20 protein-coding genes are annotated in these 26,527 nt (G+C 60.6%); 14 read left to right on the top strand and 6 right to left on the bottom strand.

Features of this window, described 5'->3' with window-relative positions; all coding sequences use genetic code 11:
- The first annotated feature begins 9 nt into the window (after window positions 1-9).
- The 7 genes from relA to HWW83_RS18625 all read left to right on the top strand — a co-directional run bounded on the left by relA (window position 10) and on the right by HWW83_RS18625 (window position 9,611).
- Complete coding sequence (relA, locus tag HWW83_RS18655; protein WP_122016514.1) at window positions 10-2,241, top strand: GTP diphosphokinase; 2,232 nt, start codon at window positions 10-12, stop codon at window positions 2,239-2,241.
- Window positions 2,242-2,340: 99 nt separating this feature from the next.
- Window positions 2,341-3,135 (top strand): nucleoside triphosphate pyrophosphohydrolase, encoded by a 795-nt coding sequence (gene mazG / locus HWW83_RS18650; protein WP_033641873.1) that lies wholly within the window; start codon window positions 2,341-2,343, stop codon window positions 3,133-3,135.
- Window positions 3,136-3,493: 358 nt separating this feature from the next.
- A complete protein-coding gene (gene pyrG / locus HWW83_RS18645; RefSeq protein ID WP_004932674.1) occupies window positions 3,494-5,131 on the top strand; it encodes a glutamine hydrolyzing CTP synthase in 1,638 nt (545 codons plus the stop codon).
- An 81-nt stretch (window positions 5,132-5,212) separates the two neighbouring features.
- Complete coding sequence (gene eno / locus HWW83_RS18640; protein WP_004932670.1) at window positions 5,213-6,508, top strand: phosphopyruvate hydratase; 1,296 nt, start codon at window positions 5,213-5,215, stop codon at window positions 6,506-6,508.
- A 284-nt stretch (window positions 6,509-6,792) separates the two neighbouring features.
- Window positions 6,793-7,983, top strand: coding sequence for an NAD(P)/FAD-dependent oxidoreductase (locus HWW83_RS18635; protein ID WP_042783697.1), 1,191 nt, complete (start codon window positions 6,793-6,795; stop codon window positions 7,981-7,983).
- Window positions 7,980-8,384: a hypothetical protein gene (locus HWW83_RS18630; RefSeq protein WP_080280870.1), complete on the top strand. Its 405-nt coding sequence runs from the start codon at window positions 7,980-7,982 to the stop codon at window positions 8,382-8,384. Before HWW83_RS18635 ends, HWW83_RS18630 begins: the two co-directional genes overlap by 4 nt.
- 30 nt (window positions 8,385-8,414) lie before the next feature.
- Window positions 8,415-9,611 (top strand): methionine gamma-lyase, encoded by a 1,197-nt coding sequence (locus HWW83_RS18625; protein WP_160203970.1) that lies wholly within the window; start codon window positions 8,415-8,417, stop codon window positions 9,609-9,611.
- A 36-nt stretch (window positions 9,612-9,647) separates the two neighbouring features.
- On the opposite strand, the gene HWW83_RS18620 is transcribed toward HWW83_RS18625, so the two are convergent.
- From HWW83_RS18620 to HWW83_RS18605, 4 genes are all read right to left on the bottom strand, one after another.
- Window positions 9,648-11,042: an amino acid permease gene (locus tag HWW83_RS18620; RefSeq protein ID WP_033651653.1), complete on the bottom strand. Its 1,395-nt coding sequence runs from the start codon at window positions 11,040-11,042 to the stop codon at window positions 9,648-9,650.
- 102 nt (window positions 11,043-11,144) lie between these two features.
- Entirely contained in the window at window positions 11,145-12,680 is a 1,536-nt protein-coding gene (gene hutH / locus HWW83_RS18615) for a histidine ammonia-lyase (protein WP_025301604.1), read from the bottom strand.
- Window positions 12,677-14,368: a urocanate hydratase gene (hutU, locus tag HWW83_RS18610; protein ID WP_025159649.1), complete on the bottom strand. Its 1,692-nt coding sequence runs from the start codon at window positions 14,366-14,368 to the stop codon at window positions 12,677-12,679. Before hutU ends, hutH begins: the two co-directional genes overlap by 4 nt.
- Before the next feature lie 375 nt (window positions 14,369-14,743).
- Window positions 14,744-16,084, bottom strand: coding sequence for an MFS transporter (locus HWW83_RS18605; protein ID WP_176589474.1), 1,341 nt, complete (start codon window positions 16,082-16,084; stop codon window positions 14,744-14,746).
- A 327-nt stretch (window positions 16,085-16,411) separates the two neighbouring features.
- On the opposite strand from HWW83_RS18605, the gene queE reads away from it, so the two are divergent.
- A complete protein-coding gene (queE, locus tag HWW83_RS18600) occupies window positions 16,412-17,083 on the top strand; it encodes a 7-carboxy-7-deazaguanine synthase QueE (protein ID WP_033641878.1) in 672 nt (223 codons plus the stop codon).
- Between the two features lie 43 nt (window positions 17,084-17,126).
- Window positions 17,127-17,636, top strand: coding sequence for a GNAT family N-acetyltransferase (locus tag HWW83_RS18595; protein WP_049866645.1), 510 nt, complete (start codon window positions 17,127-17,129; stop codon window positions 17,634-17,636).
- Window positions 17,637-17,662: 26 nt separating this feature from the next.
- On the opposite strand, the gene queD is transcribed toward HWW83_RS18595, so the two are convergent.
- A complete protein-coding gene (gene queD / locus HWW83_RS18590; RefSeq protein ID WP_004932638.1) occupies window positions 17,663-18,022 on the bottom strand; it encodes a 6-carboxytetrahydropterin synthase QueD in 360 nt (119 codons plus the stop codon).
- A gap of 436 nt (window positions 18,023-18,458) precedes the next feature.
- Here queD and cysJ point away from each other — a divergent pair, with 436 nt between their 5' ends.
- The 3 genes from cysJ (at window position 18,459) to HWW83_RS18575 (ending at window position 22,769) form a co-directional block, all read left to right on the top strand.
- The gene (cysJ, locus tag HWW83_RS18585) at window positions 18,459-20,258 is read left to right on the top strand and encodes an NADPH-dependent assimilatory sulfite reductase flavoprotein subunit (RefSeq protein ID WP_176589473.1); all 1,800 of its coding nucleotides are present in this window, start codon (window positions 18,459-18,461) and stop codon (window positions 20,256-20,258) included.
- On the top strand, window positions 20,258-21,973 hold the full coding sequence (gene cysI, locus HWW83_RS18580; RefSeq protein ID WP_033641880.1) for an assimilatory sulfite reductase (NADPH) hemoprotein subunit: 1,716 nt from the start codon (window positions 20,258-20,260) through the stop codon (window positions 21,971-21,973). Before cysJ ends, cysI begins: the two co-directional genes overlap by 1 nt.
- Window positions 21,974-22,034: 61 nt before the next feature.
- Complete coding sequence (locus HWW83_RS18575; RefSeq protein WP_033641881.1) at window positions 22,035-22,769, top strand: phosphoadenylyl-sulfate reductase; 735 nt, start codon at window positions 22,035-22,037, stop codon at window positions 22,767-22,769.
- A gap of 55 nt (window positions 22,770-22,824) precedes the next feature.
- Here HWW83_RS18575 and HWW83_RS18570 read toward each other — a convergent pair whose 3' ends face one another.
- Window positions 22,825-23,895, bottom strand: coding sequence for an aminopeptidase (locus HWW83_RS18570; protein WP_176589472.1), 1,071 nt, complete (start codon window positions 23,893-23,895; stop codon window positions 22,825-22,827).
- Window positions 23,896-24,156: 261 nt separating this feature from the next.
- On the opposite strand from HWW83_RS18570, the gene cysG reads away from it, so the two are divergent.
- Both cysG and cysD read left to right on the top strand, forming a co-directional pair.
- Window positions 24,157-25,587, top strand: coding sequence for a siroheme synthase CysG (gene cysG, locus HWW83_RS18565; RefSeq protein ID WP_142075049.1), 1,431 nt, complete (start codon window positions 24,157-24,159; stop codon window positions 25,585-25,587).
- Between the two features lie 22 nt (window positions 25,588-25,609).
- Window positions 25,610-26,518 (top strand): sulfate adenylyltransferase subunit CysD, encoded by a 909-nt coding sequence (cysD, locus tag HWW83_RS18560; RefSeq protein WP_033641883.1) that lies wholly within the window; start codon window positions 25,610-25,612, stop codon window positions 26,516-26,518.
- Window positions 26,519-26,527: the final 9 nt, after the last annotated feature.

The raw sequence follows: 26,527 nt of genomic DNA, 5'->3' as shown, positions 1-26,527 counted from the left end.
GGAGAAGTTATGGTTGCGGTAAGAAGTGCACATCTGAATACGGCGGGTGAGTTCGCTCTCGATGAGTGGATCGCCGGCTTGGGGCTACCCAACCCGCAGTCATGTGAGCGATTGGCCGCAACCTGGCGTTATTGTGAGCAGCAGACCCAAAACCATCCCGACGCCTCGCTGCTGTTGTGGCGCGGCCTGGAGATGGTGGAAATCCTCTCGACGCTGAGCATGGACAACGACAGCATGCGCGCCGCGCTGCTGTTTCCGCTGGTGGATGCCGGCATTGTGCAGGAAGAGATCCTGACGGAAACGTTCGGCAAGGGCATCGTCGCCCTGGTGCATGGCGTGCGGGACATGGACGCCATTCGCCAACTGAAAGCCACCCAAAACGACTCGATGGCCTCCGAACAGGTCGACAACGTGCGCCGCATGCTGCTGGCGATGGTGGAGGATTTCCGCTGCGTCGTCATCAAGCTGGCGGAGCGCATCGCCCACCTGCGCGAGGTGAAAGACGCGCCGGAAGACGAACGCGTGCTGGCGGCGAAAGAGTGTTCCAACATCTATGCGCCGTTGGCTAACCGGCTCGGCATCGGCCAGTTGAAGTGGGAGCTGGAGGATTTCTGCTTCCGCTACCTGCACCCGGAAGAATACAAGCGCATCGCCAAGCTGTTGCATGAGCGCCGCATCGATCGCGAACAGTTCATCGACGATTTCGTCGCCGGGCTGCGCGACGAGATGGCCAAAGAAGGCATTCGGGTGGAGATCTACGGCCGGCCGAAACACATCTACAGCATCTGGCGCAAGATGCAGAAAAAGCACCTGGCGTTCGACGAACTGTTCGACGTGCGCGCGGTGCGCATCGTGGCGGAGCGTCTGCAGGATTGCTATGCGGCATTGGGCATCGTGCATACCCACTTCCGCCATCTGCCGGATGAGTTCGACGACTACGTCGCCAACCCCAAACCCAACGGCTACCAGTCGATCCACACCGTGGTGCTGGGGCCGCGCGGCAAAACCGTCGAGATTCAGATCCGCACCCGGCAAATGCACGAAGACGCCGAACTGGGGGTGGCCGCGCACTGGAAGTACAAAGAGGGCGCGGGGGTTACCGTGCGCTCCGGCTACGAAGAGCGCATCGCCTGGCTGCGTAAGCTGATCGCCTGGCAGGAAGAGATGGCGGACTCCGGCGAGATGCTCGACGAAGTGCGCAGCCAGGTGTTCGACGATCGGGTCTATGTCTTTACCCCGAAAGGCGACGTGGTGGATCTGCCGGCCGGCTCCACGCCGCTCGATTTCGCCTACCACATTCACAGCGACGTTGGTCACCGCTGCATCGGCGCCAAGATCGGCGGCCGCATCGTGCCGTTTACCTATCAGCTGAAGATGGGCGATCAGATTGAGATCATCACCCAGAAACAGCCGAACCCGAGCCGCGACTGGCTGAACCCGAACCTGGGCTACGTGACCACCAGCCGCGGGCGCTCGAAGATCCACAACTGGTTCCGCAAGCAGGATCGCGACAAGAACATTCTTGCCGGCCGCCAGATGCTGGACAACGAACTGGAACACCTCGGCATCAGCCTGAAAGAGGCCGAGAAGCTGCTGATCCCGCGCTACAACATGAACTCGCTGGACGAGGTGCTGGCGGCGATCGGCGGCGGGGACATTCGCCTGAACCAGATGGTGAATTTCCTGCAGGGCAAGTTCAACAAGCCGAGCGCCGAAGAGCAGGATCGCGAGGCGCTGCGCCAGCTGGTGCAGCAGAAAGCGCCGCCGCCGGCCCGCAACAAGGATAACGGCCGCGTGGTGGTGGAGGGCGTGGGCAACCTGATGCACCACATCGCCCGCTGCTGCCAACCGATCCCGGGCGACGACATCGTCGGCTTTATCACCCAGGGGCGCGGCATCTCGATCCACCGTGCGGACTGCGATCAGCTGGCCGATTTGCAATCGCATGCGCCGGAGCGCATCGTCGATGCGGTGTGGGGCGAAAGCTACTCCAGCGGTTATTCGCTGGTGGTGCGCGTGATGGCCAACGATCGCAGCGGGCTGCTGCGCGATATCACCACCATTCTGGCCAACGAAAAGGTCAACGTGCTGGGCGTCGCCAGCCGCAGCGATACCAAGAAGCAGTTGGCCACCATCGATATGGACATCGAAATTTATAACCAGCAGGTGCTGGGCCGGGTGCTGGCGAAGCTGAACCAGCTGCCGGACGTGATAGACGCCAAGCGTCTGCACGGCAACTAACTCCTGCGCCTTTCGGGCCGCATCCGAGGTCGATGCGGCCCGAACTCCATCAGTTCCGGCGGACATGTCCGTGCGCCCCCATTTTCTCAGAGATTTTTTATGACCCAATCCACTTCGTTGCAGCGCCTGCTGAACATCATGAAAACGCTGCGCGACCCGCAGAACGGTTGCTCATGGGACCGTAAGCAAACCTTCGCCACCATCGCGCCCTACACGCTGGAAGAGACTTACGAAGTGCTGGACGCCATCGAACGGCAGGACTACGCCGATCTGCGCGACGAACTGGGCGACTTGCTGTTTCAGGTAGTGTTCTACGCTCAGATGGGGCAGGAACAGGGGCTGTTCGATTTTGATGAGGTGTGCACCGCCATCAGCGACAAGCTGGAGCGCCGTCATCCGCACATCTTCGGCGACGCCGAGGGCGGAGACAGCGAAGCCGTGGCGGCGCGCTGGGAGCAGCTCAAGGCCGGCGAGCGCGCCGAAAAAGCGCTGCACTCAGTGCTGGACGACATTCCGCAGGCGTTGCCGGCGTTGATGAAGGCGCACAAGATCCAAAAACGCTGCGCCTCGGTCGGCTTCGACTGGAACACGCTGGGCCCGGTGCTGGACAAAGTGTATGAAGAGATCGACGAAGTGATGCACGAAGCCCGCCAGGCGGTGGTCGATGAGAGCAAGCTGGAAGAGGAGATCGGCGATCTGCTGTTCGCCACGGTGAACCTCTCGCGCCATTTGGGCCACAAGGCCGAGAACGCATTGCAGGCGGCCAACCGCAAGTTCGAACGCCGCTTCCGCGAGGTGGAGGCGATCGTCAAGCAACGCGGGCTGCGGCTTGAAGACGCCACGCTGGAGCAGATGGAAGACGCCTGGCAGCAGGTGAAACGCCAGGAAAGTTGAATCGCTGCAACGACAATGTTGAATGTTGATCACAAACAAGGTTCACTCAAGCTGAAACGGTTAAGCTTACGGTCAGGTCACAGGCGCAGGGCTGCCGTCGGCAGCAAAAGGCCAACAAACTGAAATCTAAGGTGTTTTATCGCTCGAGAGGGGCGGTAAAAAGAAATTTTCTCCGCTAACTCTTTGTATTTCCTGGAGGGTTTTGGGCGCGCCGGCGGAGTAAACCCTGATGAACACGGGAGGGCGGCCGAGATGATGGACAGCAAAACGATCGTTTGTAGGTCAGGAGAGGTTCGGGTATACTACTTTCCCGTCCTGGTTCTTCCATCGTCTTTAAACCTAAACTCTCAGGTTCAGCATGACAACTAATTATATTTTTGTGACCGGCGGGGTCGTATCCTCTCTGGGTAAAGGCATTGCCGCAGCCTCTCTGGCGGCTATTCTTGAAGCCCGTGGCCTCAACGTTACCATCATGAAACTGGACCCGTACATCAACGTGGATCCGGGCACCATGAGCCCGATTCAGCATGGGGAAGTTTTCGTCACCGAAGACGGCGCAGAAACCGATCTGGATTTGGGTCACTACGAGCGCTTCATCCGCACCAAAATGTCGCGTCGCAACAACTTCACCACCGGCCGCATCTACTCCGACGTGCTGCGTAAAGAACGCCGCGGCGACTATCTGGGCGCGACCGTGCAGGTCATTCCGCACATCACCAACGCGATCAAAGAACGCATCATCGAAGGCGGCGAAGGCCATGATGTGGTGCTGGTGGAAATCGGCGGCACCGTCGGCGATATCGAATCGCTGCCGTTCCTCGAAGCCATCCGTCAGATGGCGGTGGAAGTGGGCCGCGAGCACACCCTGTACATGCACCTGACGCTGGTGCCGTACATGGCGGCGGCGGGCGAAGTGAAAACCAAGCCGACCCAGCATTCCGTAAAAGAGCTGCTTTCCATCGGTATTCAGCCTGATGTGCTGATTTGCCGTTCCGACCGCGCGGTTCCTGCTAACGAACGCGCGAAAATCGCGCTTTTCTGCAACGTGCCGGAAAAAGCGGTTATCTCTCTGAAAGACGTTGATTCTATTTATAAAATCCCAGGCCTATTGAAATCTCAGGGGCTGGACGATTATATTTGTAAACGATTCAGCCTGAACGCGCCGGAAGCCAACCTGGCCGAATGGGAACAGGTGATCTACGAAGAAGCCAATCCGGGCGGCGAAGTGACCATCGGTATGGTCGGCAAATACGTTGAGTTGCCGGACGCCTACAAGTCGGTGATCGAAGCGCTGAAGCACGGCGGGCTGAAAAACCGTCTGACCGTGAACATCAAGCTGATCGACTCGCAGGACGTGGAAACCCGCGGCGTGGAAGTGCTGAAAGGGCTGGACGCGATCCTGATCCCGGGCGGCTTCGGCTACCGCGGCGTGGAAGGCAAAGTGATGACCGCACGCTATGCGCGCGAGAACAACATTCCTTACCTGGGCATTTGCCTGGGCATGCAGGTGGCGTTGATGGAGTTCGCTCGCAACGTGGCGGGGATGGAGAACGCCAACTCCACCGAGTTTATGCCAGACTGTAAGTACCCGGTGGTGGCGTTGATCACCGAATGGCGCGATGAAGACGGCAACGTCGAAGTGCGCAGCGAAGAAAGCGATTTGGGCGGCACGATGCGCGTAGGTGGCCAACAGTGCAACCTGAGCGACAACAGCCTGGTGCGTCAGCTGTACGGCGAACCGACCATTGTCGAGCGTCATCGTCACCGTTACGAAGTTAACAACATGCTGTTGAAGCAGATCGAAGCCGCAGGGCTGCGTGTCGCCGGTCGTTCCGCCGACAACAAGCTGGTCGAGATCATTGAACTGCCGAATCACCCGTGGTTTGTGGCCTGTCAATTCCACCCGGAATTTACATCGACGCCGCGTGATGGGCATCCGCTGTTCGCCGGCTTCGTGAAAGCCGCAGGCGAGCATCAGAAGCGCCAGGTGAAATAAAATATTTGGTAGGCGGCGCGCGGTGAGAACCGCGCGCTGTTTGTCTGGAGTTTTAGTTTAACTTGTACTGAGGAAAACCTAATGTCCAAAATCGTTAAAGTCATCGGTCGTGAAATCATCGACTCCCGCGGTAACCCGACTGTTGAAGCCGAAGTTCATCTGGAAGGCGGTTTCGTCGGCCTGGCTGCTGCGCCGTCAGGTGCTTCTACCGGTTCCCGCGAAGCGCTGGAACTGCGTGACGGTGACAAGTCTCGTTTCCTGGGTAAAGGCGTACTGAAAGCCGTTGCTGCAGTAAACGGTCCGATTGCTCAGGCAGTACTGGGTAAAGATGCCAAAGACCAGGCGAACATCGACAAGATCATGATCGAGCTGGACGGCACCGAAAACAAATCCAACTTCGGCGCCAACGCCATTCTGGCGGTTTCCCTGGCAGCAGCGAAAGCGGCCGCAGCCTCTAAAGGCATGCCGCTGTACGAGCACATCGCTGAACTGAACGGCACCCCAGGCAAATTCTCCATGCCACTGCCGATGATGAACATCATCAACGGCGGCGAGCACGCTGACAACAACGTCGACATTCAGGAATTCATGATTCAGCCGGTTGGCGCGAAGACCCTGAAAGAAGCGGTGCGTATCGGTTCCGAAGTGTTCCACCACCTGGCGAAAGTTCTGAAAGCCAAAGGCATGAACACCGCCGTGGGCGACGAAGGCGGCTACGCGCCAAACCTGGGTTCCAACGCCGAAGCGCTGGCGGTTATCGCTGAAGCGGTAAAAGCGGCGGGCTACGAGCTGGGCAAAGACGTCACTCTGGCGATGGACTGCGCGGCTTCCGAATTCTACAAAGACGGTAAATACGTGCTGGCCGGCGAAGGCAACAAAGCCTTCACTTCCGAAGAGTTCACTCACTTCCTGGAAGAGCTGACCAAACAGTACCCAATCGTGTCTATCGAAGACGGCCTGGATGAATCCGACTGGGCGGGCTTCGCTTACCAGACCAAAGTGCTGGGCGACAAAATCCAGCTGGTGGGCGACGATCTGTTCGTGACCAACACCAAGATCCTGAAAGAAGGCATCGAGAAAGGCATCGCTAACTCCATCCTGATCAAATTCAACCAGATCGGTTCTCTGACCGAAACGCTGGCGGCTATCAAGATGGCGAAAGACGCCGGCTACACTGCGGTGATCTCTCACCGTTCCGGTGAAACCGAAGACGCAACCATCGCCGACCTGGCGGTAGGTACTGCAGCTGGCCAGATCAAAACCGGTTCCATGAGCCGTTCTGACCGCGTTGCCAAGTACAACCAACTGATCCGCATCGAAGAAGCGCTGGGTGACCGTGCGCCGTTCAACGGCCTGAAAGAAGTTAAAGGCCAGTAAGTTCGACCGATTCGGTTGCTAAATAAAAACCCGCCGCGGCGGGTTTTTTTATGGCTGACGTCCCGATGTTAACCCTGTTTTATTTATTAATAATCGCTGCGTTTACCCTAATAAATTTATTGTGCAGTTTTCTTGCCGGTTTTTATATTCCGTTTTTATTTGCTTTATAATTATTCGTTACTAGACTGCCAATAAGGCGGCGTTATTTTTTTCTTGCCGTTAAATATCGCCATCATCGTAATGCGTTCTTTCATACTGCCGGGTTTCGGCTGGGGGAGGGCCAGATGCGACAGCGAGTCGTCATTGTCGGCGGTGGAACCGGCGGCACCATGCTAGCCAATCTGCTGGCCGTGAAATTGCACTGGGAAATTCTCAATAATAAAGTTGAGTTATTAATGATTTCGGATTCGCCGCTGCATTATTACAAGCCGGCGTTTATGTATGTTGCATTCAATAATTTTTTCAAGCAGGAGCTCACGCGTTCACAGCGGAGTTTATTGCGGCCGGAAATACAGTTTGTCGTCGATAAAGCGGAATCTTTTGATTTAAAACAGCGGTATATCATTACGCAAAGCGGCAAGCATTATCCGTATGACTTCCTGGTTTTCGCCACCGGCTGCGTGCCCTGGCCGGAGCGCATCGAAGGGTTGGCGCAGGCGGGCGATCATTTCTACCAGTATCAGGCCGCGCGACGGTTGGCGCATAAGCTGGCGACGATCGAGAAAGGCCGCATTTTCATCACCGTGTCCTTCCCTGAAACGCCTAATGTGCCCCATCAGTGCGGCATCGCGCCGATTGAAACCACCCTGATGCTGGACGACTACCTGCGGCGGCGCGGCGTGCGCAAGGCGGTGGAGATCGTTTATACCTACCCAACCATTTCTCAACTGCTGCGCAACTGTCTGTTTTTACAGCGCCCGACCGGCGAAGCGCTACCCGCTATTTTTGCCGCGCGCGACATTCGCCACCAGCGTGGGTTTACCCTCAGCCGGGTGGACGCTCAGCGCAACATCGCCTATTCCGCCGAGGGGGAAGAACAGCCGTTCGACATTCTGATGGCGACGCCGCCCATCCGTGCAGTGGAGGCGGTGCGCAATACCGGGTTGAGCGAGAGCCAAAACGGCGAAGGCTGGCTGCCGACCGATCATCAAACGCTGCAGGTCTACGGCCAGCAGGGGGTGTATGTCATAGGCGATACCGTGGATTTGCCGGTCAGCAAGGCCGGCGGCTCTTGCCATAATCAGGCGCCGGTCATTGCCGACAACATCGTGGCGGAAATGCGGCTGGGCCAAACCGTGAGCCATTATGACGGAAAGGTGCAGGCGGTCGCGCAAATGGGGCTGAATGCCGGCATGCCGCTGGTGTATGACTACCGTCACGACGTGCTGCCGACGCCCGCCACCAAGGCGGGCGGTATGCTGCGCAACGGGTTCAACCGCGGCCTTTACTGGGCCACGGTAAGGGGACTGATATGACGGAAAGCACGGTGCATGCGGCTGACCTGCAATCATTGGCGGCGTTGCTCGAGAAACTGCAGCCGCTGCTGGCGGGCGGCCGTTTGGATAACGTGGTCGATCTGTTGTCGCTGCTGTCGGACGCGGTGGACATCGCCGACAACGCGCTGGTGGAGAAACTGGCCGGCGTCTTTGAAGGTTTGGTGACCATCGGTTGGGAAGGCGGAACGGCGCTGCAGATGGCGCACAGCGAGCTGCAATTGAATCCTCCGCCGGCCAGTTTTCGCGCGCTGTACGCCTTGCTGAAGCAGCCGGATACCCTGCTGGGGTTGACGCTGCTGCTGCGTACTTTACAAATCATCGGCCAGCGCACGCGAGACAGCGCATTGCCGCCGGCCCTTTCGGATGAATCAAAAAATTAAGCTTCACCCACTCAGGTAAGGAGTTGTGTTATGTCCGCTACAGCAGTTGGCCACGACTTTGCCACCCGGGCTATTCATTACGGCTACGATCCGCAGCGGTATCAGGGGGCACTGTCTCCGCCGGTGTTTATGAGCTCTACGTTTGCTTTTCCCACTGCAGAATACGGCGGCGCCTGCTTTGCCGGCACCGAGCCGGGGTACTTTTACTCGCGCATCGCCAATCCGACGTTAAACCTGCTCGAGCAACGCATCGCCAACCTGGAGGAGGGGGAGGCGGCGGTGGCGTTCGCTTCCGGCATGGGGGCGATCACCGCCTGTTGCTGGACGCTGCTCAGACCGGGCGATGAGCTGATTGTCGACGAAACCGTGTATGGTTGCACCTTCAGCTACTTTCATCATGGCCTGGCGCGCTTTGGCGTCAAGATAACCCACGTTGATCTGACCCGGCCGGAGCGGCTGGCGGCGGCCATTGGACCGCGTACCCGCCTGGTGTATTGCGAAACGCCGGCCAATCCCAATATGCGTTTGATCGATATCGCCGCCGTGGCGGAGATTGCCCATCGGCATCAGGCGCTGTTGCTGGTGGACAACACCTATTGCACGCCCTATCTGCAGCGGCCTTTGGCGCTAGGCGCCGATATCGTGGTGCACTCGGCGACCAAGTACCTCGGCGGACACGGCGATCTCCTGGCCGGAATAGCGGTGACGCGTCAGGCGTTGGCAGAGGCGATCCGTCTGGAGGGGCTAAAGGACATGACCGGGGCGGTACTGTCGGCGCAGGATGCCGCGCTGGTGCTGCGCGGGATGAAAACCCTGCCGCTGCGCATGGATCGTCATTGCGATAACGCGCAGCGCCTGGCGGAGATGTTGGCGGAGCATCCGGCGGTCGAGCGGGTATATTACCCCGGCCTGGCGAACTTCCCGCAGCATGCGTTGGCGCAGCGGCAAATGGCGCGCCCCGGCGGCATGCTGGCGTTTGAGCTGCGGGGCGGCCTGCGTGCGGGCATTCGTTTCCTCAACGCGCTGCAGCTCATCTTGCGCGCGGTCAGCCTGGGCGATTGCGAAAGCCTGGCGCAGCACCCGGCCAGCATGACGCACTCGGCCTACACGCCGGAAGAGCGGAAACGGCATCACATCAGCGAGGGGCTGGTGCGGTTGTCCGCCGGGCTGGAGGCGTTTGACGATCTGCAGGCGGATATCCTGCAGGCGTTGGCGCAGGCGCAATAAAAAACCCGCCGCAGCGGGTTTTAGCAGAAGCGAGCGTTACATCTGTTGCGTCGCCGCGGTCACCGGCGAACCGCCGCCTTTCTTGCGAACCCACAGCCAGTAAGCCACGGTGAGTAAAGCGATCCACACCAACCCGACGTACAGCGCGATGCGGCTCTCTTCGAAATAGCCGAGCAGGCCGATGACGAACGCCATAAAGGCGGTCGCCAATGCCGGCGCCACCGGCCACCACGGCACCGGGAAGCTCAACTGGCGCGTTTCTTCCGGCGACAGCGTGCGGCGCATGACGATCTGCGACAGCAGGATCATCAGCCACACCCAGACGGTGGCGAAGGTGGCGATCGAAGCGATGATCATGAAGACCTTCTCCGGGATCAGGTAGTTGAGCACCACCGCCAACAGCAGGGCGACCGACATCACCAGCACCGTCATCCACGGCACGCCGCTGGCGGTCAGTTTGGTGAAGCTGCGCGGCGCCTGGCCGTCCTGCGCCATGCCGTACATCATGCGGCCGGCGCCGAAGATATCGCTGTTGATGGCCGAAATGGCGGCGGTGATCACTACCACGTTCAGCACGTTGGCGGCGGAGCTGATGCCGAGGTTGCTGAAGATCTCAACGAACGGGCTGCCGTTCTGGCCGATGCTGTTCCACGGATAGATAGCCATCAGCACCGTCAGCGTCAGCACGTAAAACAGCAGGATGCGCACCGGCACGGCGTTGATCGCCTTCGGCAGCACTTTGGCGGGGTCTTTCGCCTCGCTGGCGGTAATGCCGATGATCTCGATGCCGCCGAAGGCGAACATCACCACCGCCAATGACGCGACCACGCCGCCGATGCCGTTAGGCATAAAGCCGCCGTGTTGCCACAGGTTGCTGATGCCGGTGGCGTGCTGGGTTTGCCCGAAACCGAACAGCATCACCGCTGCACCGCCGACGATCATCGCCACGATGGCGGCGACCTTGACCAGCGACAGCCAGAACTCCAGCTCGCCGAAGACCTTGACGCTGCACAGGTTGAGCGCGCCGATAAACAGGATGATGCTGAGCACCCAAACCCACTGAGCGACGTCCGGGAACCACAGCCCCATATAGATGCCGAAGGCGGTGACGTCCGCCAGGGCGACGATCACCATTTCAAAGGTGTAGGTCCAGCCGGTGAGGAACCCGGCCAGCGGGCCGAGATAGTGGCTGGCGTAGTGGCCGAACGAGCCGGAAACCGGCTGATGCACCGCCATTTCACCCAGCGCGCGCATCACCATGAATACCGCCGCGCCGCCCACCAGATAGGCCAGCAGCACGGCCGGACCGGCCAGTTGGATGGCGCCGGCGGAGCCGTAGAACAGGCCGGTGCCGATCGCCGAGCCGAGAGCCATGAAACGGATATGCCGCGCGTTTAGTCCGCGTCTGAGTTGTGTCGTTTCGTTACGCATGTTGTTTCCCGTTAAGTGTTTGCCGAACAGGCACGCGCTGCCCGCACCGGGTGGAACGCACCCGGCGGGGCAGAACAAACTGCGTGATTCAGTGTGTGATGATTATGCCTGGCTAGGCAGCAGCGCCGCAGGCAGCAGCGATGTCAGGTGACCGGCCGCCAAGAGTTGGCTGGCGGCTTCAATGTCGGGGGCGAAGAAACGATCCTTGTCGTAGAAACTGACATGCTCGCGCAGCAGACGGCGCGCCTGCTCCAGACCTTCCGAGGTCTTCAGGCCGTTGCGGAAATCCAGGCCCTGGCAGGCGGCCAGCCATTCGACCGCCAGAATGCCGCGCACGTTGTCCGCCATGCTCCACAGGCGGCGACCGGCGGCCGGCGCCATGGAGACGTGGTCTTCCTGGTTGGCGGAGGTCGGGATGCTGTCGACGCTCGACGGATGCGCCAGCGCTTTGTTTTCGCTGGCCAGCGCCGCGGCGGTGACCTGAGCGATCATGAAGCCGGAGTTCACGCCGCCGTTTTCCACCAGGAACGGCGGCAGTTGCGACATGTGTTTGTCCATCATCAGCGAGATGCGGCGCTCGGACAGCGAACCGATTTCGGCGAACGCCAGCGCCAGGTTATCGGCGGCCATCGCCACCGGTTCGGCATGGAAGTTGCCGCCGGACAGCACGTCACCCTGTTCGGCGAACACCAGCGGGTTATCGGAGACGGCGTTGGCTTCTATCTCCAGCACCTCGGCGGCCTGGCGGATCTGCGTCAGGCAGGCGCCCATCACCTGCGGCTGGCAGCGCAGGGAGTAAGGATCCTGCACTTTTTCGCAGTTGCGGTGCGAGTCGGAGACTTCGCTGCGCGCGCCGAGCAGGTGGCGGTAGGCGAGGGCGGCGTCGATCTGGCCGCGCTGGCCGCGCACCTCATGGATACGCGCATCGAACGGGCTGCGGGAGCCCAGCGCCGCTTCCACCGTCAGGCTGCCCGCCACGGTCGCGGCGGCGAACAGGTCTTCCGCGTCGAACAGGCCGCGCAGCGCGAAGGCGGCGGAGACCTGGGTGCCGTTCAGCAGCGCCAGGCCCTCTTTCGCCGCCAGCGTCAGCGGTTTCAGACCGGCCTTGGCCAGCGCTTCGGTCGCCGGCAGCCATTGGCCCTGATGACGCGCCTGGCCTTCGCCCAGCAGCACCAGGCTCATGTGCGCCAGCGGCGCCAGGTCGCCGGAGGCGCCGACCGAGCCCTTCAGCGGGATATGCGGATAAACTTCGGCGTTGACCAGCGCGATCAGCGCCTGGATGACTTCCAGACGAATGCCGGAGAAGCCGCGCGACAGGCTGTTGATTTTCAGCACCATGATCAGGCGCACCAGATTGTCGTCGGTGGGCTCGCCCACGCCGGCGGCGTGTGACAGCACGATCGAACGCTGCAGGTTTTCCAGATCGTCGCGGGCGATGCGGGTCGAAGCCAGCAGGCCAAACCCGGTGTTGATGCCGTAAGTGGTGCGGTTTTCTTCAACGATGCGTTCCACGCAGGCCACGCTCTGCTGGATAGGGCCGTAGGCGTTGTCGTCCAGCGTCAGCGTCACCGGATGTTGATACACGTCGCGTAGCTGGGCCAGCGTCAGTTTGCCTGGGCGAATAGTCAGCGCTTTCATGCTTTTTCTCCTTGGGTCGCGGCAACCATCGGCAGGTTCAGGCCTTGCTCACGGGCGCAGTCGATAGCGATATCGTAACCGGCGTCGGCGTGACGCATAACCCCGGTAGCCGGGTCATTGTGCAGGACGCGGGCAATGCGCTCGGCGGCTTCGTCGGTGCCGTCGCAGACGATCACCATGCCGGAGTGTTGGGAGAAGCCCATGCCGACGCCGCCGCCGTGGTGCAGGGAAACCCAGGTGGCGCCGCTGGCGGTATTCAGCAGCGCGTTCAGCAGCGGCCAGTCGGAAACGGCATCTGAGCCGTCTTTCATCGCTTCGGTTTCACGGTTCGGGCTGGAAACGGAGCCGGAATCCAGATGGTCGCGGCCGATGACGATCGGGGCAGACAGTTCGCCGCGGCGCACCATCTCGTTGAACGCCAGGCCCAGCTTGGCGCGCTGGCCGAGGCCAACCCAGCAGATGCGCGCCGGCAGGCCCTGGAAGCTGATGCGCTCGCGCGCCATGTCCAGCCAGCGGTGCAGGTGCTCGTCATCCGGGATCAGCTCTTTCACCATGGCGTCGGTTTTGTAGATGTCCTGCGGATCGCCGGACAGCGCCGCCCAGCGGAACGGCCCGATGCCGCGGCAGAACAGCGGACGGATGTAGGCCGGCACGAAGCCCGGGAAGTCGAAGGCGTTGTCGACGCCGGTTTCTTTCGCCATCTGGCGAATGTTGTTGCCGTAGTCGAAGGTCGGCACGCCCATCTGCTGGAACGCCAGCATGGCTTTGACGTGATCGGCCATCGATTGCTTGGCGGCGGCGACCACTTTGGCCGGCTCGGTTTGAGCGCGCTGGCGATACTCTTCCCAGCTCCAGCCCTTCGGCAGGTAGCCGTTCAGCGGATCGTGGGCGCTGGTCTGGTCGGTGACCATGTCCGGGCGCACGCCGCGGCGCACCAGCTCAGGCAGGATTTCCGCCGCGTTGCCGCACAGAGCGATGGAGATGGCTTTGCCTTCTGAGGTGTATTTCTTGATGCGGGCCAGCGCGTCGTCCAGATCTTTGGCCTGCTCATCGACGTAGCGGGTTTTCAGACGGAAATCGATGCGGCTCTGCTGACATTCGATGTTCAGCGAGCAGGCGCCCGCCAGCGTCGCGGCCAGCGGCTGCGCGCCGCCCATGCCGCCCAGACCGGCGGTCAGCACCCAGCGCCCCTGCAGGCTGCCGTCGTAGTGCTGGCGGCCCGCTTCGACGAAGGTTTCATAGGTGCCCTGAACGATGCCCTGGCTGCCGATGTAGATCCAGCTGCCGGCGGTCATCTGGCCGTACATCGCCAGGCCTTTGGCGTCCAGCTCGTTGAAGTGTTCCCAGGTTGCCCAGTGCGGCACCAGGTTGGAGTTGGCGATCAGCACGCGCGGCGCGTTGCTGTGGGTTTTGAAGACGCCGACCGGTTTGCCGGACTGCACCAGTAGGGTTTCGTCTTCTTCCAGCGTTTTCAGGGTTTCGACGATCTTGTCGTAGCAATCCCAGTCGCGCGCGGCGCGGCCGATGCCGCCGTACACCACCAGCTCGTGTGGGTTCTCCGCAACTTCAGGATCGAGGTTGTTCATCAGCATGCGTAACGGCGCTTCGGTCAGCCAGCTTTTTGCGTTTAATTGTGTGCCGCGTGGCGCGCGTACATCGACATTGCGAACTTTGTTATTTGTAGTCACAGCATTTTCCTCAAACAGTATCGGTGCAGATTCCATGCCGCGGTGGGGATGAGTACCACGGCATAACAATGCGTAGGGCTTATTAACATATACTTGTATGTACAAGCATATGCAACACTGACCAGTTGCCGCTGAAAAGTGGCATAAGAAAAAGTTATTTTCTTTTTATATCAGGTTGATATGCGATTTTTTATCGCCGGCCTCAGGTACGGAAAGCCGGAGAAAAGTGAGCTGTTCGGCAAAAATGAATTAAAATTGACTCATTTTTGGGCGGCTAGTCACAATATTTTTACAGTCTGATTACAGTTGACGGCGGAGGATAAAAAAGCCCTATCACCGCAGGAAGAAAGCCCGCCGTGGGCGGGCTTGCAAGGGTCAGGCGGCCGGCTGCAGCGTCGGTTTGCGGCTCATCTTGCACACCGTGGCGATGGCGGCGATCAGCGCCGGCACGCACAGGAACATCAGGATGCTCTGCACTTCCCACTGCATAGCCAGCAGTTGGGCGCCCATCATGGTGCCGGCGACGCCGCCGAAGCGGCCGATGCCCTGCATCCAGGCGATGCCGGTGGCGCGGCTGTGGGTCGGGTAGAAGGTCGCCGCCAGCGTTTGCAGCCCGGACTGCGCGCCGTTCATGGTGACGCCCATCAGGAAGATGAAGGCGCCCAGCAGTACGATCTGTTTATCCTCGGTGGCCATCGCCACGATCAGCAGGGCGGTGACGACAAAGCCGCTCGAGACTACTTTGTGCGCATTCCAGCGGTCCATCAACCAGCCGGCCACCAGGATGCCCAGCGTGCCGCCGAAGGTGAACAGCGAGGTGAGCATCGCCGATTGCTCCAACTGATAGCCCAGTCCCTGCATCAGGATTGGCATCCAGCTCAGCAACACGTAGTAGATCACCAGCCCCATAAAGTAGGTCAGCCACAGCATCAGCGTGCCGAGCAGGTAAGGGCGGCTGAACAGCAGGCCGACGCTGGTCTTGGTCTGCGCCAGCTTCTCTTCGTACAGGTAAAAACGCGTCACGTCGTCGAGGCTCCGGCTGACGAAGCGCTGCGCGATGCGCTTGATCTTCGCCGCATCCTGGCCGCGGTTAACCATATATTTAACCGACTCCGGCAGCAGCAGGATCAGCAGGACAGTCAATACCAGCGGCGCGATGGCGCCGAGCAGCAGCACGCTGTGCCAGCCGTAGTTCGGGATCAGCCACGATGAAATGGCGCCGCCGCCGGCCGCGCCCAGCGGAAAACCGCAGTACATGGTGTTGATCGCCAGCGAACGGCAGCGCTGCGGCGCGTATTCGGAGATCAAGGTAATGGCGTTGGGCATCGCCGCTCCCAGCCCGAGACCGGTGAGGAAGCGCCACAGCGTCAGGCTGTTGAGCGAACCGGCGTAGGCGGTGGCTAGGCTCGACAGGCCGAAGAACAGGCAGGAAAACACCAGCACGCGCTTGCGGCCGATGCGGTCGGAGATCGGCCCGGCGATCAGCGCGCCGAGCGACAGCCCCAGCAGCGCAGCGCTCAGCACCGGCCCCAGATCCTGCTTCACGATGCCCCAGTCTTTGGCGACCGAGGGGGCGATATAGCCCATGGCGGCGGTATCGAAGCCGTCGATGGCGAGGATCAGAAATCCGAGAATGATCAGTGTCCAGTGAAACAGCGAAAACTTGCTGTCGTCGATGGCCTGTTGAATGTTTAACTCGCTGGTGGAATGAGTCATGGCACCCTCTAAACGCAGATGTAGTCGTGATGGATGGAACGTGGCCGAAACTGGCGCTCGGCTTGTGTTTGCTTGTATATACATCTGCGCGTCGGCGCTTTATGTCAAATATAATTATCTTATTTGTTAACTTTGTGTTGTTTTCTGTGGAGCAGGTTGCACCGCCGATGAAAGGCCAAAGACCGGTTAACAAATTAAATGAACGCCCTTGGCGGTGAGATATGCTGACGGCGGCGCGGAGGATAAAATTTAATACAATTTTGGCCGTTTGGTCGCCGGGCCGGAATCTGCGATAATCGCTTTTTACTTTTCCAGATTGAGAAACCGATGCAGTACCCGATCAACGAGATGTTCCAAACCTTGCAGGGCGAAGGCTTTTTCACCGGCGTTCCGGCCATTTTCATCCGCCTGCAGGGCTGCCCGGTAGGGTGCAGCTGGTGCGACACCAAACATACCTGGGAAAAGGAAGCCCATCGGGAAGTCGACCTGCAACGGATCCTGGTCAAAACAGAAGAGAGCGACGCCTGGGGCAATGCCGGCGCCGAGCAGCTGTTGGCGGTGATGCGCCAACAAGGTTACACCGCGCGCCATGTGGTGATCACCGGCGGTGAACCCTGCATCTACGATCTGGCGCCGTTGACCGAGCTGTTCGAGCAGCACGGCTACCGTTGCCAGATTGAAACCAGCGGCACCCACGAAATTCGCTGCTCCGCCAACACCTGGGTGACGGTTTCGCCCAAGGTGAATATGCGCGGCGGCATGAAGGTGCTGGATCAGGCGCTGCGGCGCGCCGACGAGGTGAAGCATCCGGTGGCGCGCGAGCGCGATATCGAGGCGCTGGATGCGCTGCTGGCGACGCTGCAGGACGATAAGGCGCGCATTATCGCGCTGCAGCCGATCAGCCAGAAAGAAGAGGCGACCCGCCTGTGCATCGAAACCTGCATTGCGCGCAATTGGCGGCTGTCGATGCAGACCCACAAATATCTGAATATCGCCTGAGTTTTTTATTGGCCGCAGGCCTTCGAACGGGACGGGAGTTACGGTGAAAATTGTATCGCGTGCATTCGAGGCGGTGACGGAAGCGGAATTGCGGTCGATTCGCTCGCTGTTGTCCGACGCTTTCCCCGAGATAACCGACGGATTTTATCGGCGGCAGGTGCCGGCTTGCCTGGTGACCGCCACGGAAGGCGAGGCGATCGTTGGCCAACTGGCGGTGCATGAGCGGCCGGTGTTGATTGACGGTGAGGCCGAGGTGATCGGCATCATCGGGCTGGTGGCCGTGGCACACACGCATCGGCGCCGCGGCGTGGCCGCAAACATGCTGGTGAAGGCGCATGACTATTTGCGCAGTAAAGGGATCGCGTATTCCATACTGTTTGCGGTAAGCGAAAAGTACTATACCGGCGCCGGCTATCGGGCGATGGAAAACGAGACGGCGTTCATTGAGGATGGCGAGAGCAAAACGTTTGTCTATCGCGGGGGAATGGCGTTGAGCCTGTCGGAAAGGCCCTGGACGGCGCGGCGTCTGGATCTGCAAGGCGAGGTAGTGTGAGGGTATCTGCACATACCCTCACGGCATCAACCTTTATATACGCATCCCGCCGTACAGGTCTCTTTCACCATCACCGCAGTCAGTTCCGGTAACTGGGGCTTGAGCTGCTGCCAAATCCAGGCGGCGAGCACTTCGCTGGTGGGATTTTCCAATCCTGGAATATCGTTCAGATAATGGTGATCCAGCCGCTCCCAGATCGGGGAAAACACAGCCTTGAGCTCGGCGAAATCCATCACCCAACCGGTGTGGGGATCCACTTCACCGGTCACTTCCAGACGCACCATAAACGAATGCCCATGCAGACGGCCGCATTTGTGGCCCTCCGGCACATGCGGCAAACGGTGTGCGGCTTCAAACTGAAAATCTTTAAACAGCGTGGTTGCCATTATTACGGCCTCATTGACTCAAAAACCGCCGCATAGTACCGGAAAGCGCGTCTGCTTGCCATTTATACCGTTATGGTCTACCGCCACGGCAAACGCATCCGGTTAACACTTTTTTTGTTTGGTGTCTGCGGCACCTATCGGCTGGGGTTATGAGCCGAAATGTTGAACGGTGAAAAAATGATGAAAAAAAGTGCTTTATTTTCATCTGGATAAAAAACTTTGTTTAACGGTTTAAGCGTTATCCCTTACCAGAAAAACAGCTTAGTCATTTTGGTTATGATTTATTGCTATCCCTTATTTAATCGTTGCTATTCTGCTCGGTAACCTTACAAACTCTCCTGATCTTTTCCGCACACCCGACGCAGCGAAGAGACAGCGACTGACACTGGCGCGCGCCTGGCAGGAAAGGCGCTAAGTATAGGAAATAAGTACAGCAATGACGACTCAGGCTCCTCCAACATCTTTGCTCCCGCTGACGCCCGAACAGCTGGCACGCCTGCAGGCGACGATCGGCGACTATTCGCCGACGCAGCTGGCGTGGCTGTCCGGTTATTTTTGGGGCATGGTCAATCAACAGCCAGGAGCCGTGGCCATTGCGCCCGCCGCCCCTGCCGCCGCCGGCATCACCATCATTTCCGCTTCGCAGACCGGCAATGCGCGCCGCCTGGCGGAGCAGCTGCGCGACGATTTGCTGGCCGCCAATCTGAACGCCACGCTGATCAGCGCCGGCGATTACAAGTTCAAGCAGATAGCGCAAGAGCGCCTGCTGGTGATCGTCGCCTCCACGCAAGGGGAAGGCGAGCCGGCGGAAGAAGCGGTGGCGCTGCATAAATACCTGTTCTCGAAAAAGGCGCCGAAGCTGAGTGACACCGCGTTTGCGGTGTTCGGGCTGGGCGACACCTCTTATGAGAATTTCTGTCAGTCCGGTAAAGATTTCGACGCCAAGTTGGCCGAACTGGGCGCCGAGCGCCTGGTGGAGCGCGTGGATGCCGACGTGGAGTATCAGGAACTGGCCGCCGCCTGGCGCAAACAGGTGGTGTCGGTGCTGAAGGCGCGCGCGCCGGCGGAAAGCGCCGCGCCGGGCGCGTTGGCCAGCGGCGCGGTCGACCTGATCGACAGCAGCCCGTACAGCAAGGAACAACCGCTCACCGCCCAACTGGCGGTCAAGCAGAAAATTACCGGCCGCGCGTCCGATAAAGACGTGCGCCATATCGAGATCGATTTGGGCGATTCGGGCCTGCGCTACCAGCCTGGCGATGCGCTCGGCGTATGGTTCGACAACGATCCGGCGCTGGTGGACGAATTGGTGCAGCTATTGTGGCTGAAAGGCGACGAACCGGTCGAGGTGGAAGGGCAAACCCTGCCGCTGGCGCAGGCGCTGCGCAGCCATTTCGAACTGACGCAGAACACCACGCCGATCGTCGATAAATACGCCGCGCTGTCGCGCGACGAAAAGCTGATCGGTCTGTTGGCGGATAAAGCCGCGCTGCAGCAGTATGCGCACAACACGCCGATCGTCGACATGGTGCGCCAGGCGCCGGCGGATCTGAGCGCCGAACAGCTGGTCGGGCTGCTGCGTCCGCTGACGCCGCGCCTGTACTCCATCGCCTCTTCACAGGCGGAAAATGCGAACGAAGTGCACATCACCGTGGGCGTCGTGCGTTACGACATCGACGGGCGCGCTCGCAGCGGCGGCGCCTCCGGTTTCCTGGCGGATCGCCTGGAGGAGGACGGCGACGTGCGGGTGTTTATCGAGCACAACGACAACTTCCGTCTGCCGGCCAACCCGGAAACGCCGGTGATCATGATCGGCCCGGGCACCGGCATCGCGCCGTTCCGCGCCTTTATGCAGCAGCGCGACGCCGACGGCGCCGGCGGCAAAAACTGGCTGTTCTTCGGCAACCCGCACTTTACCGAAGATTTCCTGTACCAGGTTGAATGGCAGCGCTACGTGAAAGACGGCCTGCTGACCCGCATCGATCTGGCCTGGTCCCGCGACCAGCAACATAAAATATACGTACAAGACAAACTGCGCGAACAGGGCGCGGAAGTGTGGCGCTGGATTCAGGAAGGCGCGCACATTTACGTCTGCGGCGATGCCAATCGCATGGCGAAAGACGTGGAACACACATTACTGGAACTGGTGGCCGAGCACGGTGGCATGGATACCGAGCAGGCGGATGAATTTTTAAGTGAGCTGCGCCTTGAGCGCCGTTATCAGCGAGATGTTTACTGATGAGTGATAAACACCCCGGGCCTTTGGTGGTCGAAGGCAAACTGGCCGATGCGGAGCGCATGAAGAAGGAGAGCAACTTCCTGCGCGGCACCATCGCCGAAGATTTGAACGACGGCCTGACCGGCGGCTTCAACGGCGACAACTTCCTGCTGATCCGTTTTCACGGCATGTACCAGCAGGATGACCGCGACATTCGCGCCGAACGCGCCGAGCAGAAGCTGGAGCCGCGCCACGCCATGATGCTACGTTGCCGCCTGCCGGGCGGCGTCATCAGCCCGCAGCAGTGGCTGGGCATCGACAAGTTCGCGCAGGAGAGCACGCTGTACGGCAGCATTCGCATCACCAACCGCCAAACGTTCCAGTTTCACGGCATCCTGAAAGGCAACGTCAAACCGGTGCACCAGTTGCTGAATCGCCTGGGGCTGGACGCGCTGGCGACCGCCAACGACGTGAACCGCAACGTGCTGTGCACCTCCAACCCGGTGGAGTCCGAGCTGCATCAGGAAGCCTACGAGTGGGCGAAGAAGATCTCTGAACACCTGCTGCCGCGCACCCGCGCCTACGCAGAGGTGTGGCTGGATCAGGAGAAGGTGGCCACTACCGACGAAGAGCCGATTCTGGGGCCGACCTACCTGCCGCGCAAATTCAAAACCACGGTGGTGATCCCGCCGCAGAACGACGTCGATCTGCACGCCAACGACATGAACTTCGTGGCGATCGCCGAAAACGGCAAGCTGGTGGGCTTCAACCTGCTGGTGGGCGGCGGGCTGTCCATTGAGCACGGCAACAAGAAAACCTACGCGCGGCAGGCCAGCGAGTTCGGCTACATTCCGCTCGAGCATACGCTGGCGGTGGCGGAAGCGGTGGTCACCACGCAGCGCGACTGGGGCAACCGCACCGACCGCAAGAACGCCAAGACCAAATACACGCTGGAGCGCGTCGGGGTGGACGTTTTCCGCGCCGAAGTGGAAAAGCGCGCCGGCATCACCTTCGCGCCGATCCGCCCATATGAATTCACCGGCCGCGGCGATCGCATCGGTTGGGTGAAGGGCATCGACGATCAGTGGCATCTGACGCTGTTTATCGAGAACGGCCGCCTGCTGGACTATCCGGGGCGCCCGCTGAAGACCGGCATGGCGGAGATCGCCAAGATCCATAAAGGCGACTTCCGTCTGACGGCGAACCAAAACGTGATCATCGCCGGCGTGCCGGAAAGCGAGAAGGCCAAGATCGACGCCTTGGCGCGCGATCATGGCCTGATCGACGACCAGATCAGCGAGCAACGCAAGAACTCGATGGCCTGTGTGTCGTTCCCGACCTGCCCGCTGGCGATGGCGGAGGCCGAGCGCTTCCTGCCGCAGTTCGTCACCAAGGTTGAGGAGATCATGCATCGGCACGGGATGGGCGACGAGCATATCGTGCTGCGCATCACCGGCTGCCCGAACGGCTGCGGCCGCGCGCTGCTGGCGGAGCTGGGACTGGTGGGCAAGGCGGTCGGCCGCTATAACCTGCATTTGGGCGGCAACCGCGAAGGCACGCGCATTCCGCGCATGTACCGCGAAAACATCAACGAAGACGAGATCCTGAGCGAGATCGACCTGTTGGTGGGGCGCTGGGCGAAGGAGCGCAACGCCGGCGAAGGCTTCGGCGACTTCACCGTTCGCGCGGGCATCGTCAAACCGGTGCTGGATCCGGCGCGAGATTTCTGGGAGTGAGGCCGGGCGGCCCCTGGGCAGAGGGGCCGCACAGGTAATTTCAAGTATCAGGAGAGACAACATGGCTGAATTCGATCTGGCGGCGCTGAACGCGTTGCCCAAATCCGGGCAGGCGCTGGCATTGGCGGTGGTCAACGGCCAGCTGGAGAGCCTCAGCGCCGAACAGCGCGTCGAATGGGCGCTGGAGCATCTGCCCGGCGAGTTTGTACTCTCGTCCAGTTTCGGCATTCAGGCGGCGGTGTGTCTGCACCTGGTGACGCGCATCCGGCCGGATATCCCGGTGATCCTGACCGACACCGGTTACCTGTTCCCGGAAACCTACCGCTTTATCGATCAACTGACCGACCAGCTGAAGCTGAATCTGCAGGTGTTCCGCGCCGAACAGTCTCCCGCCTGGCAAGAGGCGCGCTACGGCAAACTGTGGGAGCAGGGCGTGGAAGGCATTGAAAAGTATAACCAGATCAATAAGGTCGAGCCGATGAACCGCGCGCTGGAGACGCTGGGCGCGCAGAGCTGGTTCGCCGGCCTGCGGCGCGAACAGTCCGGCAGCCGCGCCAATCTGCCGGTGCTGGCGGTGCAGCGTGGGGTGTTCAAGATCCTGCCGATCATCGACTGGGACAACCGCAAGATTTACCAGTATTTGACCGAACACGGGCTGAGCTACCACCCGTTGTGGGAGCAGGGCTACCTGTCGGTAGGCGATACCCACACCACCCAAAAGTGGGAGCCGGGCATGAGCGAGGAAGAGACGCGCTTCTTTGGCCTGAAGCGCGAGTGCGGTCTGCACGAAGGCTAAACGACGCGAATGACATCACAGGGCTCAGCAATGCTGGGCCCTGTTTTTTTACGGGCTACTTTTTCTTTTGCGCTTTCGGCGGGTGCGCCTGCGCCAGCTCTTTGATCAAGGGCAGCAGGATCTGCACGCTGTCGCGGCTGCGTTTGTCGATCCGCCCCGGCAGGTAGCGATCCAGATATTGCAGGTTGTCGTACTGCGGGCGGTGCCAGGTGATGCCCTGCGGGAAGTGCGGGCTGACGGCGCGCTGCTGGTAACCGTCCTTGTCGCCCAGCGACCAGTTGGTGGCCTCCACTGACAATACCGGGATGCCTGCGGCGTCGAACACCTCTTGATCGGAACAGCAGCCGGTGCCTTGCGGATGCTGCGCGTTGCCAGGGTTGGTGGCGGCGGCGATGCCGTAGCGGTGGGCGATATCCAGTGCGCGATCGCGGGAGCGCTTCGCCATCTGCGGCGGCGTGTTGCGCCCGGCGTTGAAGTACAGACGATCGCCGGTGATCAGGCTGTCGAGGTTGATCACCAGCACGGTGTTGATTTTCTCTTCCGCGCTCATGCGCTGCAGGTAGTTCTGCGCGCCCAGCGAACCGATCTCTTCAGCGCTGGTGGCGACGAAGCGCAGGCCGTAGGCGGTGGGGATATCCTTCAGGCGTTCCGCCAGCTCCAGCATCACGCCGATGCCGGAGGCGTTGTCGTCGACGCCCTGCAGCGTCAGGCCGCCGAGATTGTTATCCAGATCCTCGTCGCTCTGCGGCGTATAGGTGTCGAAGTGGGCGACGATCACGACCTGTTTCGGGCTGCTGCCGTTGCGGGCGGCGATCACCGAGCTGGCGGTGACGTTATTCCAGTTCTTCTTGCCGTCTTTGCTGGTGTAGAGATAGCGCGTATTGACGCTGCGAATGTCGCTTTGGTAACCCATCTTGCCGAACTGCTGCTTGAGATAGTCGGCGGTGAGCAATTCTGCCGGGCTGCCCGCCATGCGGCCGGGGAAGTAAGTGGCGATGTGGCGGGTCTGTTCGGCGGCGAAACGGCCCATTGGCGCGTCTTTTACGGGCTGTGCGGCACAAACGCTGAAGACGCCGCCGAGTGCGAGGGCCAGCAGGCTGGTCTTCAGGTAAAAACGGGAAAACATACCGAAAAATCCTTCTTTGCTATCGGCGCTGCCGATCATTTTTCTTCGGCGCCCAGTATGAGACGACGGGCGGCATTACACAATTTCCCTGTCTCTTAATTTTCGCGCGAACGCGCAAATCGCCGTCGCGATGAGCATGGTTTGCCTCCTGCGCTGCGGCCTATATTCCATAAAGGAACTAATCATTCCTTTTCGTCATTTCAGAGGCTAAATCTCAGCCCGTATAGTCACACTATCTTTCTGTTATATGAAAAGGCTGTTGTGGACTATCTACCAATATTCGCCGACCTGAAACAACGTCCGGTGCTGGTCGTTGGCGGTGGTGACGTGGCGGCGCGCAAAGTCTCCCTGCTTCAGCGCGCCGGGGCTGAAATACGGATAGTTGCGCAGTCGCTCTCACCGGAACTGGAACAACAACGTCAGCAAGGGCGGGTGCTCTGGCTGGGGAAAACCTTTGATCCGCAGCAGCTGGACGACGTGTTTCTGGCGATCGCCGCCACGGACGACAATGCGCTGAACGCCGCGGTGTTCGCCGAGGCGGATAAACGCCGGGTGCTGGCCAACGTGGTGGACGATCAGCCGCGCTGTTCGTTCATCTTCCCGTCGATCATCGATCGCTCGCCGCTGGTGGTGGCCGTATCGTCCAGCGGCCAGGCGCCGGTGCTGGCGCGGTTGCTGCGCGAAAAGCTGGAGGCGTTGCTGCCCGCCAGTTTGGGGCAGATGGCGCAGGTGGCGGGCCGCTGGCGCGGCCAGGTCAAACAGCGGTTGGCTTCGATCGGCGAACGTCGCCGTTTCTGGGAAAAAACCTTCGGTGGCCGTTTCGCCACGCTGGTGGCCAACGGCCAGACGGCGCAGGCGGAACGCCAGCTGGAGCAGGATTTACACCGCTTCGCCGCAGGCGATGAGGGCGCCCAGGGCGAGATAGCCCTGGTGGGCGCCGGGCCGGGCGACGTGGGGTTGTTGACCCTGCGCGGGCTGCAGGTGATGCAGCAGGCGGACGTGGTGCTGTATGACCATCTGGTCAGCGGCGAAATCCTCGATCTGGTGCGCCGCGACGCCGAGCGCATCTGCGTGGGCAAGCGCGCCGGCGCGCACTCGGTGATCCAGGAAGAGACCAATAGGCTGCTGGTGGAACTGGCGCAGCAGGGCAAGCGCGTGGTGCGCCTCAAGGGGGGCGATCCGTTCATCTTCGGCCGCGGCGGTGAAGAGCTGCAGGTGGCCGCCGCCGCCGGCATTCCGTTCCAGGTGGTGCCGGGCGTCACGGCCGCCGCGGGGGCGACTGCCTACGCAGGCATTCCGCTGACGCACCGCGACCACGCGCAGAGCGTGACCTTTATCACCGGCCACTGCCGCCCCGACGGCGATGGCCTGGACTGGGCCGATCTGGCCCGGGCGCGGCAGACGCTGGCTATCTACATGGGCACCATGAAGGCGGCGGACATCAGCCAGCGCCTGATCGCCCACGGTCGCGACGCCGCGACGCCGGTGGCGGTGATCAGCCGCGGCACGCGCGCCGATCAGCAGGTGCAGATCGGCACGCTGGAACAACTGGAATATCTGGCCCAACGGGCGCCGTTGCCGGCGCTGCTGGTGATCGGCGAAGTGGTGGAACTGCACCACCAAATCGCCTGGTTCGGGCATCAATCGCAGACGGAAGGGGCCGCGCGCCCGGCCGTCGTGAATTTGGCATAGGCAAGGCTTTTAAGGACCTGTTATGGACGAAAAACGACTCACTCATTTGCGGCAATTGGAGGCGGAGAGTATCCATATCATCCGTGAAGTCGCCGCTGAATTCGCCAACCCGGTGATGCTGTATTCCATCGGCAAAGACTCTTCCGTGATGCTGCATTTGGCGCGTAAGGCGTTCTTCCCCGGCACGCTGCCATTCCCGCTGCTGCACGTCGATACCGGCTGGAAATTCCGCGAAATGTACGAATTCCGCGATCGCACCGCGAAGGAGTACGGCTTCGAGCTGCTGGTGCATAAAAACCCGGAAGGGGTGGCGATGGGCATCAACCCGTTCGTGCACGGCAGCGCCAAGCATACCGACATCATGAAAACCGAGGGCCTGAAGCAGGCGTTGAACAAGTACGGTTTCGACGCCGCCTTCGGCGGTGCGCGGCGCGACGAGGAGAAATCTCGCGCCAAAGAGCGCATCTATTCGTTCCGCGATCGCTTCCACCGCTGGGATCCGAAAAACCAGCGGCCGGAGCTGTGGCACAACTACAACGGCCAGATCAACAAAGGGGAGAGCATCCGCGTCTTCCCGCTGTCGAACTGGACCGAGCTGGATATCTGGCAGTATATCTTCCTGGAAAACATCGACATCGTGCCGCTGTATCTGGCGAAACCGCGCCCGGTGGTGGAGCGCGACGGCATGCTGATGATGGTGGACGACGATCGCATCGATCTGCAGCCGGGTGAAGTGATCAGCCAGCGCATGGTGCGTTTCCGCACCCTGGGCTGCTGGCCGCTGACCGGCGCGGTGGACTCGCAGGCGCAAACCCTGCCGGAGATCATCGAAGAAATGCTGGTCTCCACCACCAGTGAACGCCAGGGGCGGATGATCGATCGCGATCAGTCCGGCTCGATGGAGCTGAAAAAGCGTCAAGGGTATTTCTAAGGAGCCGCC

The sequence above is a fragment of the Serratia ureilytica genome, from assembly GCF_013375155.1.
GTDB lineage: Bacteria > Pseudomonadota > Gammaproteobacteria > Enterobacterales > Enterobacteriaceae > Serratia > Serratia ureilytica.
Note: the sequence above shows the minus strand (reverse complement) of the source record. Positions and strands in the feature narration are given on the sequence as shown.

Excerpts from the sequence above, each read along its gene's own strand:
- HWW83_RS18635 (WP_042783697.1), top strand. The coding sequence starts at position 6,793 with ATGCGACAGCGAGTCGTCATTGTCGGCGGTGGAACCGGCGGCACCATG.
- eno (WP_004932670.1), top strand. The coding sequence starts at position 5,213 with ATGTCCAAAATCGTTAAAGTCATCGGTCGTGAAATCATCGACTCCCGC.
- relA (WP_122016514.1), top strand. The coding sequence starts at position 10 with ATGGTTGCGGTAAGAAGTGCACATCTGAATACGGCGGGTGAGTTCGCT.
- HWW83_RS18570 (WP_176589472.1), bottom strand. The coding sequence starts at position 23,895 with ATGTTTTCCCGTTTTTACCTGAAGACCAGCCTGCTGGCCCTCGCACTC.
- hutH (WP_025301604.1), bottom strand. The coding sequence starts at position 12,680 with ATGAAAGCGCTGACTATTCGCCCAGGCAAACTGACGCTGGCCCAGCTA.
- cysI (WP_033641880.1), top strand. The coding sequence starts at position 20,258 with ATGAGTGATAAACACCCCGGGCCTTTGGTGGTCGAAGGCAAACTGGCC.
- HWW83_RS18575 (WP_033641881.1), top strand. The coding sequence starts at position 22,035 with ATGGCTGAATTCGATCTGGCGGCGCTGAACGCGTTGCCCAAATCCGGG.
- HWW83_RS18625 (WP_160203970.1), top strand. The coding sequence starts at position 8,415 with ATGTCCGCTACAGCAGTTGGCCACGACTTTGCCACCCGGGCTATTCAT.
- HWW83_RS18605 (WP_176589474.1), bottom strand. The coding sequence starts at position 16,084 with ATGACTCATTCCACCAGCGAGTTAAACATTCAACAGGCCATCGACGAC.
- HWW83_RS18620 (WP_033651653.1), bottom strand. The coding sequence starts at position 11,042 with ATGCGTAACGAAACGACACAACTCAGACGCGGACTAAACGCGCGGCAT.
- pyrG (WP_004932674.1), top strand. The coding sequence starts at position 3,494 with ATGACAACTAATTATATTTTTGTGACCGGCGGGGTCGTATCCTCTCTG.
- queD (WP_004932638.1), bottom strand. The coding sequence starts at position 18,022 with ATGGCAACCACGCTGTTTAAAGATTTTCAGTTTGAAGCCGCACACCGT.
- cysJ (WP_176589473.1), top strand. The coding sequence starts at position 18,459 with ATGACGACTCAGGCTCCTCCAACATCTTTGCTCCCGCTGACGCCCGAA.
- cysD (WP_033641883.1), top strand. The coding sequence starts at position 25,610 with ATGGACGAAAAACGACTCACTCATTTGCGGCAATTGGAGGCGGAGAGT.
- queE (WP_033641878.1), top strand. The coding sequence starts at position 16,412 with ATGCAGTACCCGATCAACGAGATGTTCCAAACCTTGCAGGGCGAAGGC.
- mazG (WP_033641873.1), top strand. The coding sequence starts at position 2,341 with ATGACCCAATCCACTTCGTTGCAGCGCCTGCTGAACATCATGAAAACG.
- HWW83_RS18630 (WP_080280870.1), top strand. The coding sequence starts at position 7,980 with ATGACGGAAAGCACGGTGCATGCGGCTGACCTGCAATCATTGGCGGCG.